General features: G+C 65.7%; 10 protein-coding genes and 1 tRNA gene. 10 read left to right on the forward strand and 1 reads right to left on the reverse strand.

Annotated elements, in window-relative coordinates:
* The first annotated feature begins 119 nt into the window (after nt 1-119).
* The 9 genes from secD to rplT all read left to right on the forward strand — a co-directional run bounded on the left by secD (nt 120) and on the right by rplT (nt 10614).
* Nucleotides 120-1622: a protein translocase subunit SecD gene (gene secD / locus HMPREF1316_RS05840; protein WP_021726248.1), complete on the forward strand. Its 1503-nt coding sequence runs from the start codon at nt 120-122 to the stop codon at nt 1620-1622.
* The gene (gene secF, locus HMPREF1316_RS05845) at nt 1615-2577 is read left to right on the forward strand and encodes a protein translocase subunit SecF (RefSeq protein ID WP_021726105.1); all 963 of its coding nucleotides are present in this window, start codon (nt 1615-1617) and stop codon (nt 2575-2577) included. Before secD ends, secF begins: the two co-directional genes overlap by 8 nt.
* A 1-nt stretch (nt 2578) precedes the next feature.
* On the forward strand, nt 2579-5854 hold the full coding sequence (gene recJ, locus HMPREF1316_RS05850) for a single-stranded-DNA-specific exonuclease RecJ (protein ID WP_021726014.1): 3276 nt from the start codon (nt 2579-2581) through the stop codon (nt 5852-5854).
* 55 nt (nt 5855-5909) lie between these two features.
* Nucleotides 5910-8261: a RelA/SpoT family protein gene (locus HMPREF1316_RS05855; RefSeq protein WP_021726265.1), complete on the forward strand. Its 2352-nt coding sequence runs from the start codon at nt 5910-5912 to the stop codon at nt 8259-8261.
* A gap of 1 nt (nt 8262) precedes the next feature.
* Nucleotides 8263-8991, forward strand: coding sequence for an MBL fold metallo-hydrolase (locus tag HMPREF1316_RS05860; protein ID WP_021726188.1), 729 nt, complete (start codon nt 8263-8265; stop codon nt 8989-8991).
* A 30-nt stretch (nt 8992-9021) separates the two neighbouring features.
* A tRNA-Leu gene (locus HMPREF1316_RS05865) sits at nt 9022-9110 on the forward strand.
* A gap of 324 nt (nt 9111-9434) precedes the next feature.
* Nucleotides 9435-10004, forward strand: a complete 570-nt coding sequence (gene infC / locus HMPREF1316_RS05870; RefSeq protein ID WP_084620874.1) for a translation initiation factor IF-3 — start codon at nt 9435-9437, stop codon at nt 10002-10004.
* A 1-nt stretch (nt 10005) separates the two neighbouring features.
* A complete protein-coding gene (rpmI, locus tag HMPREF1316_RS05875; RefSeq protein ID WP_021726044.1) occupies nt 10006-10206 on the forward strand; it encodes a 50S ribosomal protein L35 in 201 nt (66 codons plus the stop codon).
* Between the two features lie 45 nt (nt 10207-10251).
* Nucleotides 10252-10614, forward strand: coding sequence for a 50S ribosomal protein L20 (gene rplT, locus HMPREF1316_RS05880; RefSeq protein WP_021726219.1), 363 nt, complete (start codon nt 10252-10254; stop codon nt 10612-10614).
* Between the two features lie 369 nt (nt 10615-10983).
* On the opposite strand, the gene HMPREF1316_RS05885 is transcribed toward rplT, so the two are convergent.
* A complete protein-coding gene (locus HMPREF1316_RS05885; RefSeq protein WP_021726148.1) occupies nt 10984-12171 on the reverse strand; it encodes an MraY family glycosyltransferase in 1188 nt (395 codons plus the stop codon).
* Between the two features lie 530 nt (nt 12172-12701).
* Here HMPREF1316_RS05885 and rho point away from each other — a divergent pair.
* The gene (gene rho / locus HMPREF1316_RS13705; RefSeq protein ID WP_021726017.1) at nt 12702-14588 is read left to right on the forward strand and encodes a transcription termination factor Rho; all 1887 of its coding nucleotides are present in this window, start codon (nt 12702-12704) and stop codon (nt 14586-14588) included.
* Nucleotides 14589-14605 lie beyond the last annotated feature (17 nt).

Here is a 14605-nt window from a genome sequence, read left to right on the forward strand (position 1 = left end):
GTGGCCCTTGGTGCACGCAGCGTGGTGACCCGTTGTCTGATGGCCTCCTGAAGTTCCACTGAGGTATCATAGCGAGGTTCATATGACGTGGGGCGCAAGCCCCCTACGGGGAGAGTCCAATGGCAGGGGAATCGGGTCGCAGGAAGGCCAAGAGCGGTGTCGACCGCTGGAAGGAGATGGGGGACGACGGCGCCAAGGCCGCAGGCGGAGGTGCCCATCATGGCTCGGGTCCAAGGCGCATGAGCCCACAGGTCCGCAGGTACGTCTCCACGCTCGTCGTGCTCGTCGTGGTGCTGGGCGTATGCGTCCTTGGCTTCACGCCCCTGGGCGAGCGCATCACCATGGGCCTCGACATCCAGGGCGGCGTGTCCGTCATCATGCGCGCGCAGAACGCGGATGGCAGCACGCCCTCGTCGGGCGACATGGTCACCGCCACCTCCATCGTCCAGAACCGCGTGAACGCGCTGGGCGCGGCGGAGACCTCGGTGCAGCAGCAGGGCTCGAGTTCCATCCTCATCCAGATTCCCGGTGCGACCAATGCCGACGAGGTCATCGACACCCTTGGCCAGACCGGTCACCTCGAGTTCGTACGCGTGGATCAGATCGGCGATGCCGACGCCCTTGCGCGCCTCGACAGCCCCAACTCGAAGGACATCGAGCTCAAGGAGGGGACCTACACCCCCTTCATGGACGGGTCATGCATATCGCACGTCACCATCTCACAGGACAACACCAAGGCTGGCGGCGGCTACTCCGTCAACCTCACGCTGAATGACGAGGGCACCAAGAGGTTCTCCGACGTCACGAGTGAGCTTGCGGCGACAAGGGGTCGCATCGCCATCGTGCTCGATGGCGTGATCGACTCTGCGCCGGTGGTGCAGTCGGCCATCACCAATGGACAAGTGTCCATTACGGGCCACTTCTCGCTCGATGACGCCCAGCAGCTCAAGACGGTGCTTGACTCGGGGTCGCTGCCCGTCACGCTCACCTACTCCGAGAGTCGTGTCGTGGGGCCCACGCTCGGCCAGGACTCCCTGCACCAGGGCATCTTTGCCATCGCCGTCGGCGTGGCGATCGTCATCGTGTACCTGTTCCTCTTCTATCATGGCCTGGGCCTGCTCACCATGGGCTCACTTGGCGTGTTCGCCGTGCTCTATCTGGGTCTGCTGGCCCTGCTCTCGCACTTTGGGGCCTTTGCGCTCACCCTGCCGGGCTTGGCTGGCGTCGTGCTCACCACAGGCTCCGCGGCAGACTCCTCGATCCTGGTGCTCGAGCGCTTCCGCGAGGAGATCCGCATGGGCCGCTCGGTGCGGCAGGCGTCCGTCTCGGGTGCCAGGCATGGCATCCAGACCTCGCTTGATGCCGATGCCGTCACCATGGTCACTGCCCTGGCCCTCTTCTTCGTGGCCGTTGGCTCCGTCAAGGGCTTTGGCCTCACGCTCGCCCTGGGCATCGTGTGCGACGTCATCACCATGTTCTGCTTCAAGGCGCCGGTGCTGCGCCTGCTCGCCCGTCGCCAGATCGAGCACCACCCTCGCTTCTGGGGCGTCGCACAGGATCTGCAGGAGGCTGAGCGCACCCGCATGGGCGCGGCTCGGAAGGGGGGCGTGGCCCATGCGTAGCCACTTTTCCAAGGAGCTTGGCTTCATGCCCCATCGCAGGACCTTCCTGTGCCTCTCCGCCGTGCTCGTCGTTCTCGCCATCGTCGGCCTTGCGTTTCGGGGTCTCGTGTTTGGCATCGAGTTCAAGGGCGGCTCCGAGATAGACTTCCATGACACTGGCGACGTCACCATCTCCCAGATGAGGGATGCGCTCCTCGCCGCCGGTGAGGTCGACCCCTCCGTGCAGACGACCGTCACGGATGCTGCCGCCGGCTTCCTGGTCCGTTCCGACGTGACGGATCCCGCCACGGCCAACGCCCATGCCTCCGCCGCCGCGTCCGCCCTTGGTCTTGCCAACGAGAGCTACACCGTGACCACCATCGGCCCCGACTGGGGCAGCGATGTCACACGCTCCTCGGCCATGGCGTTTGGTGTGGCCATCGTGCTCATCATCGCGTACGTCTCGCTGCGCTACGAGTGGAAGATGTCGCTGACGGCCATCGTCGCCCTCCTGCACGACCTGCTGATCACCCTCGGGGTGTACGCATGGACGCAGACTGCCATCACGCCCAACGTGGTGGCGGCGCTGCTCACGATCATGGGCTACTCGCTCTATGACACGGTCGTGGAGTTCAATCGCATGAACGAGAACGCCAAGCAGCTGCATGACGGCGCGCACCGCACGTACTACCAGATCGCCAACTACTCCATCAACGAGGTGTTCATCCGTACCATCAACACCACGCTCACCTCCATCGTGCCGGTCGTTGCCATGCTGGCCCTGGGCGGGGCCACGCTCAAGGACTTCGCCTTCGCCATGCTCGTGGGCGAGCTTCTGGGCACGTACTCCAGCTTTGCCGTCGCAAGTCCCCTGCTTGCCATCTGGAAGACGCATGAGCCCAAGTGGGCCAAGCGCGAGGCCAAGTACGGTCGGGCGGCGGTCGCCCCCGCCGCCGGCGACGAGGGGCGCGTCTAGCGTGCCTGGCATCAGGGACAGCGTGCGTTGGGAGATCCTCTCCGCAGACGCCGAGGCGGAGCGCCGCATCGTGTCCGCGTGCGGCGTTTCGCCCATCGTGGCGCGCACCCTCGTCGCGCGTGGCATGGGCGATCCGGCCGAGGTGACGGCGTTCCTCTCCGCCTCCCTCGAGCGCGATTGGCTCGACCCGCTCGTCATCCCGGGGATGTCCGCCGCGGCCGATCGCGTGGACGCGGCCGTGGACGCGGGTGAGACCATCGCGGTCTTTGGCGACTTCGACGTGGATGGCATGAGCGCCACGAGCCTGCTCACGCTGGGACTCACCGAGCTTGGGGCCGACGTGCATCCCTACATTCCCGATCGCTTCACCGAGGGCTACGGGCTCTCGCGCCCTGCCCTCGCGCGCATGGTGGGTGACTGCTCCCCCCAGCTCATCATCACGGTGGACAATGGCATCGCCGCCAAGGTGGAGGTTGCCTGGCTGCGCGACCAGGGCATCGATGTCGTCATCACCGACCACCATGAGCCGGCGGACCTCGTGCCCGAGGGCGTGCCCGTGGCCGATCCCAAGATCGAGCGGGACTGTCCCTCGCGAGAGCTGGCCGGCGCCGGCGTTGCGCTCAAGCTGCTCCAGGAGCTGGGGCGCAGGAGGGGACGGCCCGCCGTGTGGCGCCCCTATACCGAGCTCGCCTGCCTGGGGACCATATCCGACATGATGTCGCTCACGGGCGAGAATCGCGCCCTCGTCATGGATGGCGTCGAACGTCTCCGCAACACGGGCAGGCCGGGCATCATGGCGCTCTGTGCCACGGCGCGTGTTGACCTCTCGCAGGTCACGGCTGACAGCCTGCCCTTCTCGCTCATCCCGCGCCTCAATGCCGCGGGGCGCATGGGCGAGACCAACGTGGCCTTCGAGCTGCTCTACACCAACGATCCCGCCGAGGCCACCACGCTCGCGGGTCGGCTCGAGGCCATCAACACCGAGCGCCGCGCCATCGAGGCGTCCCTCGCAGAGGAGGCCTTCAGGAAGGTTGACACCTCCTACCAGGGAGAACGCGCCATCGTCGTCGCCGGCGAGGGGTGGCACGAGGGTGTCAAGGGCATCGTGGCCAGCAGGCTCGCCAGTCGCTACCACGTGCCGTCGCTGGTCTTCTCCGTCACGGGTGGCGTGGCGCGCGGATCGGGGCGCTCGGTGGGCTCCGTCGACCTCTTCAAGGCCGTTGACCTGTGCTCGGACGTGCTCGTGCGCTTTGGCGGCCACGCCGGTGCCGTGGGCGTCACCTGTGAGGTGACCCGGCTCGATGCGTTTCGCGAGCGTCTTCGGCAAGTGCTTGCCCAGGTTCCCGCAGAGGACTTCGAGGATCGGGGAGAGGTGTGCGGCCTCGTCTCGCTGGACGAGATGACGGTGGAGGGAATCGACTCCCTAGAGGTCCTGCAGCCCTTTGGCCAGGGCAACAAGAAGCCGCTCTTCTGTGCTCCCAGCGTGTTCATGCGCAACCGCTCCAAGGTGGGTGCCAATGGCAATCACCTGCGCTTTTTGGCCTCGGATGGCATGTCGAGCGTACCGGGCATCATGTTCCGCACGCCCGACATCAACCGTGCGGTCGCATGCGACGAGGTGGTCGACCTCGTGTTCGAGCCGGTCAGCGAGACCTGGCAGGGCCACACCAAGCCCAAGCTCATGGTGCACGACATCCTCTATCGTGACGGTGCGGTGCCGCAGGGCGTCTCGACGGTTGATGCGTCGTCGGCCGAGCCCGCCGCGCCCGAGCCGTCACGCCTCGCCGTTCCCGAGGGCCTTTCCTCCATGGGCACAGGCGAGCTCACGGATTGCCTGCGCCATGCCCTCATCGGCGGGCATCCGCTCCTGCCCGCGCAGCGCGCCGCCCTCGATCGTCTCGAGCGGGGAGGGAACACCCTATGCGTCATGGCGACCGGGCGCGGCAAGTCGCTCATCTTCCAGCTGCATGCCGCGCGCGAGGCGCTTGCCCATGGCCGCGCGAGCATCTTCGTCTATCCCCTGCGCGCCCTCGTGGCCGATCAGATCTTCCACCTCGCGGGTCGCCTCGCGCCGTTTGGCGTGGGCGTGCGGGTGCTCACGGGCGAGACGCCCGGCGGCGAGCGCTCCCGGGCCTTTGCCGAACTGTCCTGTGGCACCTGCTCCATCGTGCTCACGACGCCCGAGTTCCTGGCCATCCATGCCGGGCGCTTTGCCCGTACGGGCCGCGTTGGCTTTGTGGTGGTGGACGAGGCGCACCACGGGGGCACGGCACAGCGGCACGGTCGCGATGCCTACGCCCAGCTCTCACCCGTGCTTGCGCAGCTGGGTGACCCCACCGTGCTCGCCGTCAGCGCCACGGCGGATGACGAGGCAGCCCGTGAGCTCATGGGCCTCCTCTCCATTCCCGAGGATGGCGTCATCGTGGATGCCACGAGTCGCGAGAACCTGCACGTGCGGGACATGCGTCACGTGCGCGACCGCGACCTCGCCGTTGCCAGCGTCGTTGCCGCGGGGGACAAGACCATCGTCTACGTCAACAGTCGCTCTGGTGCCTCGACGCTCGCCCGTACGCTCAGGAAGAGCGTGCCCGACCTTGCCCCCCACATCGCCTTCTACCATGCGGGCATGCAACGGGCTCAGCGTGGGCGCATCGAGCGCGCCTTCCGCTCGGGCGAGATCTCCTGCATCGTCTCCACAAGCGCGTTTGGCGAAGGCGTCAACCTTCCCGACGTGCGCGACGTGGTCCTCTATCACCTGCCCTTTGGGGCGGTCGAGTTCAACCAGATGAGTGGCCGCGCCGGCAGGGATGGCGAGGATGCCCTCGTCCACCTGTGCTTCTGCCAGCGTGACGTGACCCTCAATGAGTCCATCCTCATGGCCGCGGCACCCCAGCGTGACCTGCTGCGCGACATCTTCGTGGCGCTGCGTGGGCTGTGCGCGGGAGATGGCGCCGTGCTGACGCCCGAGCAGGTGGGAGAGGCCGCGGCGCGGGTGCGTCCCGGCCTACGGGTGCAGGCTGACGAGGCCGCATCTGCGCTTGCCATCTTCGAGGAGCTGGGCTTTGTGAGGATGCGGCCCGAGGGTGACGGTCGCCTGGTGACGCTCGAGCCCCATCCCAGGCGCTCCTGCCTGGAGCATTCGAGTCGCTATCTCTCGGGGCTTGCCGCCTATGACGAGTTCGAGTCATTCAAAAATTGGGTACTCTCCTGTAATCAGGAGGAACTTGAGCGCCGCATCACACGCCCGATCATGCCGAGCTTTGGGCAGCGGCTCTAGCCCGCGGGCCACGGTGGGCCCCGGGCGCAGTGAAATGTGCGAGGTAGATGACACGATGGGCACTACGATGACAGGGGGGACGGACAGCGCCCGCCTTGCGCCACCCCAGGCGGACAACTGGCGCGTCCTCAAGGAGACGTGTCGCTCCTACCTTGATGACGATGCCCTGAGGCAGGTGTGCCTTGCCTATGACTTCGCCGTGCGCTTTCATGCCACCCAACGCAGGCGTTCGGGTGAGCCCTACATAAACCATCCCGTCGAGGTGGCGCTCATTCTCGCACAGGATCTGCACATGGATGAGGAGCCCATCTGTGCGGCGCTGCTTCACGATACCGTCGAGGACACCCCGGCCACCTTGGGAGACCTCGAGGGACTCTTTGGTCCCACCGTCATGGAGCTTGTGGACGGCGTGACAAAGCTCACGTCCATCCAGGTCTCCTCCATGGACGAGAAGCAGGCCCTCAACCTGCGCAAGATGTTTCTGGCCATGTCCAAGGACATCCGTGTGGTCATCATCAAGCTGGCCGACCGCCTGCACAACATGCGCACGCTCGCGGCGCTTCCCGCCGACCGGCGCACGTTCAAGGCACGCGAGACCATGGACGTCTATGCCCCGCTCGCTGACCGTCTGGGCATCAGCTCCATCAAGTGGGAGCTCGAGGACCTGGCCTTCTTCTACCTCGAGCCGGACGAGTACGAGCGCGTCGCCCGCATGGTACAGGACTCTCGCGCCCAGCGCGAGGAGGCCACCGCGCTCGCCATCAAGACGCTCGATGGCGAGCTGCGCTCCGTGGGGCTTTCGAGCTATCAGATCACGGGCCGCCCCAAGCACCTGTGGTCCATCCATCAGAAGATGCACCGCAAGGGCAAGGAGTTCTCGGACATCCACGACCTCATCGCCCTGCGCGTGATCACCCGTACCGTGGGTGACTGCTACTCCGCCCTTGGGGCCGTCCACACGCTCTGGCACCCCTTGCCCGGGCGCTTCAAGGACTACATCGCCATGCCCAAGCCCAATGGCTACCAGTCGTTGCACACCACGGTCATTGGGCTCGACACACGTCCCATCGAGATACAGATTCGCACCTATGAGATGCACGGCCAGGCGGAGTACGGCATTGCCGCCCACTGGCTCTACAAGCGCTCGGGCAACTCCGAGGGCCGCATGAGCGCGGACGACAGGAGCGTGGACTCCCAGATCAACTGGATTCGTCGCAGCCTCGACTGGACCGTGGACGACGACAGCATGGAGGACGCCCATGAGTTCCTCCACAACCTGCGCGTGGACCTCTTCGAGGGCGAGATCTTCGTGTTCACCCCCAAGGGCGAGGTCATGAGCCTGCGTCGCGACTCCACGCCGCTCGACTTTGCCTATGCCGTGCACACCGAGGTGGGCAACCACTGTGTGGGCGCCAAGGTCAACGGGTCGGTGGTGCCGCTCTCGTATCATCTCGAGAGTGGCGATCGCGTGGAGATCCTCACCAACAAGAACTCCAAGCCCAGCCATGACTGGCTCAGCCTGGTGGCAACCCCCTCGGCCAAGGCCAAGATACGCAAGTACTTCGCCATGCTCTCCAAGACCGACGACGCCGAGCAGGGCCGCAGCGACCTGGCGCACGAGCTGCGCAAGCATGGCTATGGCATCTCCACCGTGCGCACGACCAAGGCGCTCGCGCGCGTGGCGGGCGAGATGGACTTCCATCAAGTGGATGATCTGCTTGCCAGCATCGGCTCGGGCAAGACGTCCGTCAGGTCAGCCTGCAACAAGGTGGTCGCCGTGCTCGAGGAGGGCTCTCCCGAGCAACAGGCACAGCGCGAGCGCCAGGTGGCCGAGGCACAGGCCAAGGAGCGTGCCATCAGCGAGGACATGCCGCTCGCGCACGTCCAGGCGCGCCGTGCGTCCGACCGACGCCGTCGCAGCAGCTGTGGCGTCGTCGCCATGGGCGATCCCGATGTGTTGGTGCATCTGGCTCACTGCTGCAATCCCGTCGCAGGTGATGATATCGTTGGGTTCATCACGCGCGGCCGCGGCGTCTCGGTGCATCGTGCGAGCTGTCCCAATGCCATCGGGCTCAGGCGGACGCATCCCGAGCGCATGGTGGACGTGGAGTGGGACGCGTCGGGTGCCACGGAGTTCCAGGTGGAGATCGTCGTCGAGGCCACGGACAGGATGGGGCTGCTCAAGGATGTCATCATCGCCGTGGGCGATGCGGGCGGCAACATCCTCTCCGCGGCGACCCAGACCACCTCGCAGGGGGTCGCACGCCTGCGCTTTCTCGTGGCCATCTCGGACGCGTCGCTGCTCAATGGCCTGCTTACGGTCGTGAGCCGCGTGCCCTCCGTATTCGATGCCCGCCGCATCATGCCAGGGGAGGGTGCCAACCAGATGAAGAGAAGGAGGGACTAACATGGCCGACGATACGACCAAACGCCAAACCACCACCTCAAGGGGCATGACCCCTGCGGACTCCCACGACGGGGGGCGCCGCGACCACGACACGGATGACGACCGGGACCAGATCGCGCTGTACGTCGTGGGGCCGCTCGAGACCAACTGCTACGCCTACACCTCCCAGGGCGAGTGCCTGGTGGTGGACCCCGGCAACTCAGGCGCCTCCATCGCGGAGCACCTGCCTGAGGGCGTGAGGGTCAGGTACATCGCGGCCACCCATGGTCATGGCGACCATGTGGGTGGGGTCAGGAAGCTCAGGGAGGCGGTCGGCGGCACCTACGTGATCCATCCTGCCGATGCCGAACGCGCCCGCCATGCGGGCGAGCCGGGTGAGACGGGTCGCGCCTACGACGACAACGCACCCAGTCCCGACCAGACCTATGCCGAGGGTGACGTCATCACGGTGGGGACGGCGTCCTTTCGCGTGATGGAGACGCCGGGCCACACGCCGGGCTGCGTGTGCCTGATCGGTCAGGGCACGGCCGCGGGCATCGCCTTTATGGGCGACACGGTCTTCCGTGGTTCCTGTGGGCGCACGGACCTGACCGGGGGAGACCCAGCGGCCCTGCGCGCGTCGCTTGCGCGCATCAAGCGTGAGATCGACCCGCGCACCAGCCTCTTCTGTGGTCATGGTGAGATGACGACCATGGGGGACGAGCTGGAACATAACCCCTACTTCCAGTAGGTGACTTTTGCTATAGTGCATACGTTCCGCGCCCGGATGGCGGAATTGGCAGACGCGGCGGACTCAAAATCCGCAGTTGGAAAACCAGCGTGTGGGTTCGACCCCCACTCCGGGCACCAGGGAAGGCGATGGCGGCCGGGCATCCCCCGGCCGTCTTTCTCGCTCGTGAGTTGTGGGGCTTTTGCCGACATGGCAACGGCGCCGTGAGGTATGTCCGACTCCGGTTGCACCCCCGAGCGCAAAAGCGTACCATACGCCCTGTTCCACAAAGCGGGGCAGAGCGTATGTCCCCACCTATACGGCGCCTCGGCAGCTGTCTGGTCAGACAACGTGTGCTCTCCGCTCCATGCGGATGCCGTCTCCTGGATGCCTGCTGGTGCACCAGGAGTTTTCTATGGCCAAGGGCAGTCGTCTGCGGCCACATGGAAGGGAAGGTGTAGACGATAGCCAAGAACGATGGACCTCGCATCAATGGCGAGATCACCGCCAGGACCTGCCGTCTCATCGGTGTCGATGGCTCCCAGCTGGGGCTCTTTGGCATCAATGACGCCCAGCGCGTGGCGGACGACCAGAACCTCGACCTCGTCGAGATTGCCCCTAACGCAGATCCACCCGTGTGCAAGGTCATGGACTACCGCAAGTACAAGTACGAGCAGGATCGCAAGGCCAAGGCCGCGCGCAAGAGGCAGGTGCGCGTCGAGGTCAAGGAGATGAAGTTTCGTCCCAAGATCGATGTGGGCGACTACACCACCAAGAGGAACCATGTCATGCGCTTCCTCAAAAGGGGTGCACGTGTCAAGATCACCATCATGTTCCGTGGCCGCGAGATGGTCCATCCCGAGCAGGGCAGGATGGTGCTCGACAGGCTGGCGGACGACCTGGCACCCTATGCCACCGTCGAGTCGCAGCCCAAGATGGAAGGCCGCAACATGCACATGCTCGTCGCCCCCATCAAGGGTGCCTTCGACCAGAAGGCCACCGAGGACGACGCAGAGAACGAGAAGGAGAACTAGCATGCCCAAGATGAAGACGCACAAGGGTTCGGCAAAGCGCTTCCGCCGTACCGGCACTGGCAAGATCTTGCGTGCCAAGGCGTTCAAGAGCCACATCCTCACCAAGAAGTCCCAGAAGCGCATCCGCGGCTTCCGCAAGGAGACCGAGCTCACCCCTGGTGACGCCGCCGTGGTCTCCCAGCGCATGGGCAGCAAGAACTAGACGCTCACGCGTCATTCCACCTGAGTATCAAGGAGTTGATTAGCTATGGCACGTGTCAAGCGCGCAGTTGCCGGTCGTAAGAAGCGTCAGACCCTGGTCCAGCGCACCAAGGGATACTACGGCACCTCCTCCCGCACCTTCCGGGGCATGAAGGAGCAGTCCCAGCACTCCGGTCAGTATGCCTACCGCGACCGTCGCAACAAGAAGCGCGACATCCGCGGCCTGTGGATTCAGCGCATCAACGCCGCCGCCCGCATCAACGGCCTGTCCTATAGCACGTTCATGCACGGTCTGAGGCTTGCCGGCGTCGAGCTCGATCGCAAGGTGCTTGCCCAGCTCGCCTTCGAGGGCGACCCCGCGTTTGCCGATCTCGCCGAGATTGCCAGGAAGGCCCTCGACGCCGAGTAGGCTCACGCACAGCGTGCCCCGTCTGCACCGCCCCGTGGGGCGGTGCTTTTTCGGGGTCCTCAGCCCTGTGTCGCGCTCCTGCACGGCGGGGCTGATGCACCCATTCCGCGGTCACGGGAGCGATTCGGCCCCAAGTGCGCGCTGCCCCTCTCGTCTCCGTGGCCGCGGGGGGCCTATTCGCCGCCGGCTTCCTCACTCGACGTGCTCAAGGACGGGCGCACGGCGCGTGGCGGGCCGATTGCGCCCCCAATTCCCCGCGGATTGGCAGGGACCAGCACGCACTTGGGGCCGAATCGCTCCCAAGGGGTCGTGAGACGCCTCTGTCGAGGCTGCGGACGAGGGGGATGGGTGCGCGGCACGCCGCCTGCGTCACTCCCCAAGGTGATGCCCCTCGTCAAACCTCTCCTTCTGCTCCCTGAACGCGGGATCTCCGGGGCCTATGAGCTCGTCGTCCCCGGTCTTGGGGTCGCGATGGTGCAGCAGCACGGGGCTGAAGAGGTGGAGCTTCATGGCGACGATGGCGGAGATGACGAACAGGGCGACGAAGATGGCGATGCGGGGCTTGACTGTCACCTGGGTCATCACAAAGGTGCCCAGGCAGAGCAGGCCCGTCCAGGCATAGACCATGAGCACGGCCTCCCGCTGGTTGAAGCCCTCGTCTATGAGGCGGTGATGGATGTGGCCGCGATCCGCCTGGCCGATGCTCACATGGGCACGGCTGCGGCGCACGATGGCGGAGAACGTGTCGAGGATGGGGACGGCGGCTATCACGAGCGGCACGATGATGGTGGTGAGGCCTGCCACGCGCGTCACGGAGAGCAGGGAGACCGTGGCCAAGGCAAAGCCCAGGAGCAGCGACCCCGAATCCCCCAGGAAGATGGACGCCGGGTTGAAGTTGTAGAAGAGGAAGCCCAACGTGGCACCAGCGAGGGCGATGGAGAGCGCGGCGGCGTCCAGGTGCCCCCCCATCACGGACAGCAGGAACATCGTGAGGGCGGCGATGGCGGATATGCCTGAGGCCAGGCCGTCCAGACCGTCGATGAGGTTGATGATGTTGGTGTAGGCAACCAGGTAGACGATGGTGATGGGGTAGGCGAGCCACCCGAGTACGATATCCCCTCCGGTGAGCGGGTTGATGACCACGCCGATGACGAGTCCCCCAGCCACGGCCACGGCCGCCGCCGCCACCTGCCCCAGGAGCTTCTGCCAGGGTCTGAGGGTCAGCACGTCATCGATGGCACCGGTGAGGAAGATCACGAGGAAGCTCAGCGCGATGGCCATGTAGTTCATGCCGTTGAAGTGGGGTGCCGGCGTGAACACCGTGGGCCACTCCAGGTAGACCGTCCCTAGGTACTGGACGATGAGTGCGACGAGCAGCCCCAGGAAGACCGCGATGCCGCCCATGCGCGGGACGGTCGTCTTGTTGATGCGTCGGGCGCTGGGTCGATCGACGGCCCCCATATGCCAGGCGATGCGCCGTGCGAGGGGCGTGGTGGCAACGGCGGTGAGAAGTGCGGCGAGGAACAGGTAGAGATGAATGGCCCATGCGCTGCTCATTCGATGAATTACACCCTGCCTTCGCGTTATTGTCGCCCAGCGCGGAAAACCATGCGCATGCAGCTATCCCTTCAATTCTTTTCCAAATCTCTTTCGAGGTCAAGACTGGTATAGCCAACGGTAAGCTCATATAGTGAAGGTGTCGTCCCCCTGCGGCTACAACTGGGTGAACCGACAAGCGTTTTGAGGGAGCCCGCATGTCGTTCTCTAGTACAGGCATCCTCCGATGTTGAGGAAGCTGGAACCGGCGACAAGGGCACCCACCTGTGGAAGGTGGGTTCATTTCGCGGCTTGCAGGGGGCGACTTCTCAACGATGCTTGCGCTTGCGGCAAGGCTTGCTATACTGCATATGAACGTATGAACGGCGATTCGTCCGTTGCAGCTTCACTTCCAAACTCAGGTCTAAGCAGATAGGCGGGCTTGGCGTCATACTGCCGCACAAGGGCCCCGTGCGCGCAGACGGTGCAGGCAGGCATGCATGTCCCCTTGAGCGCATGCCCACGTCCAACACAACGTAGGGAAGAAGTACATGGCAGAAGAGACAGAGACCCAACCGCAGGAAGCAGTCGCCACAGAGGAGGCGCCCGTCAAGCGTCGGCGCGGCCGCCCGCGCAAGAAGCCGGTGGAGGAGACCCCCACACCCGAGGTGACGGAGGGCGATCAGGCGCCTGCGGCAGGCGAGGAGGCGCCCGTCAAGCGGCGTCGGGGCAGGCCCCGCAAGAAGCGGCCTGGCGAGGAGCAATCGCAGCAGGCAACGCCTGACATCGAGGCCATGACCAAGACGACACAGGAGTCCACTCAGGCCTCCTCGGTTCCCGGCGAGCCCCCGACGATGACCTTGGATGGTTCCGACGCCACAGCGGCACCCGTTCCCAGGCGGCGGGGTCGCCCACGCAAACACCCCCTCCCCGAGCTCGTGGCTGCCCCCGAGGACACGGAGGGCTCGCAGGATGTCGCAGCGGACGCGTCCTCCCAACAGGAGGGGGAGGGGAACGCCCCCGTCCAGGAGCAGCACGCCGAGCCGCAGCCGCGTGGTCGGCGCAGCCGGCGCGATCATGAGGGCTTCCGCCGGGATGACCGCCCCGGCCAGCGTGGCCGCAACCGGCGAAACCGTCGAGGTGGCCCGGCGCAGAATGTGGAGCCCAGCCTCTCGCGCGAGGAGCTGCAGGCCATGAGGGTGGCCGAGCTGCGCTCCAAGGCGGCGGAGCTTGAGGTCGAGTACCTCGGCCTCAAGAAGGCCGCCCTCGTGGAGGCCATCTATGTGGCCGCCGCGCGTGCGGAGGGCTTCCGCCGGGTGGAGGGCGTCCTGGAGCTCCAGAGCGAGGGGTACGGCTTCCTCCGCACGGGCAACTACATGAAGGGCGAGAGCGACGCCTTCGTGCACCAGCAGCTCATCCGCCAGTATGGGCTGCGTGCGGGGGACTGCGTCTCGGGCAGCATCGCGCCCGCGCGCAACAACAGCAAGTACCCTCCTCTGCACAAGGTGGGGGCCGTCAACGGCCGTGATCCCGAGGAGGGCAAGGGCCGTCCCCGCTTCCGCGACCTCACGCCGATCTTCCCCAACGAGCGTCTCGTCATGGAGCATGGCAGGGACTCCATCACCGGTCGTGCCATCGACCTGGTGGCCCCCATCGGCAAGGGCCAGCGCGGCCTCATCGTCTCGCCGCCCAAGGCGGGCAAGACCACGGTGCTCAAGCACATCTGCCAGTCCATTGCCGTGAACAACCCCGAGGTGCACCTCTTCTGCCTGCTCGTGGACGAGCGCCCCGAGGAGGTCACCGACATGGAGCGCTCCATCAAGGGCGAGGTCGTCGCATCCACGTTCGACATGCCGGCGTCCAACCACACGGCCGTCTCGGAGCTCGTCATCGAGCACGCCAAGCGCCTGGTGGAGATGGGGGAGGACGTCGTGGTGGTGCTGGACTCCATCACGCGGCTCGCTCGTGCCTACAACCTGGCCCAGCCTCCCTCGGGCCGCATCCTGTCGGGTGGCGTTGACTCCGCGGCACTCTACCCGCCCAAGAAGTTCCTGGGTGCCGCACGCAACATCGAGGGCGGCGGCTCGCTCACCATCCTTGCCTCCGCCCTCGTGGACACGGGCTCCAAGATGGACGAGGTCATCTTCGAGGAGTTCAAGGGCACCGGCAACATGGAGCTCAAGCTTGACCGCGACCTCGCCGACCGTCGCATCTTCCCGGCCATAGACCCGGTCGCCTCGGGCACGCGCAACGAGGAGCTGCTCATCGATCCCGAGCTGCAGCCGTTCGTCTGGGGCATCCGCCGCATCCTGGCCAACATGAGCAACACCGAGCGTGCGGCGACGGCCCTGATCAGCGGCCTCAAGAAGACCAACGACAACCAGGAGTTCCTCATCCGTTCGGCCAAGAAGGCCCAGCAGTCGGAGTATTTGGCCTAGGGGCATCCCGGCAGACG

This window comes from Olsenella profusa F0195 (genome assembly GCF_000468755.1).
Taxonomy (GTDB): domain Bacteria; phylum Actinomycetota; class Coriobacteriia; order Coriobacteriales; family Atopobiaceae; genus Olsenella_F; species Olsenella_F profusa.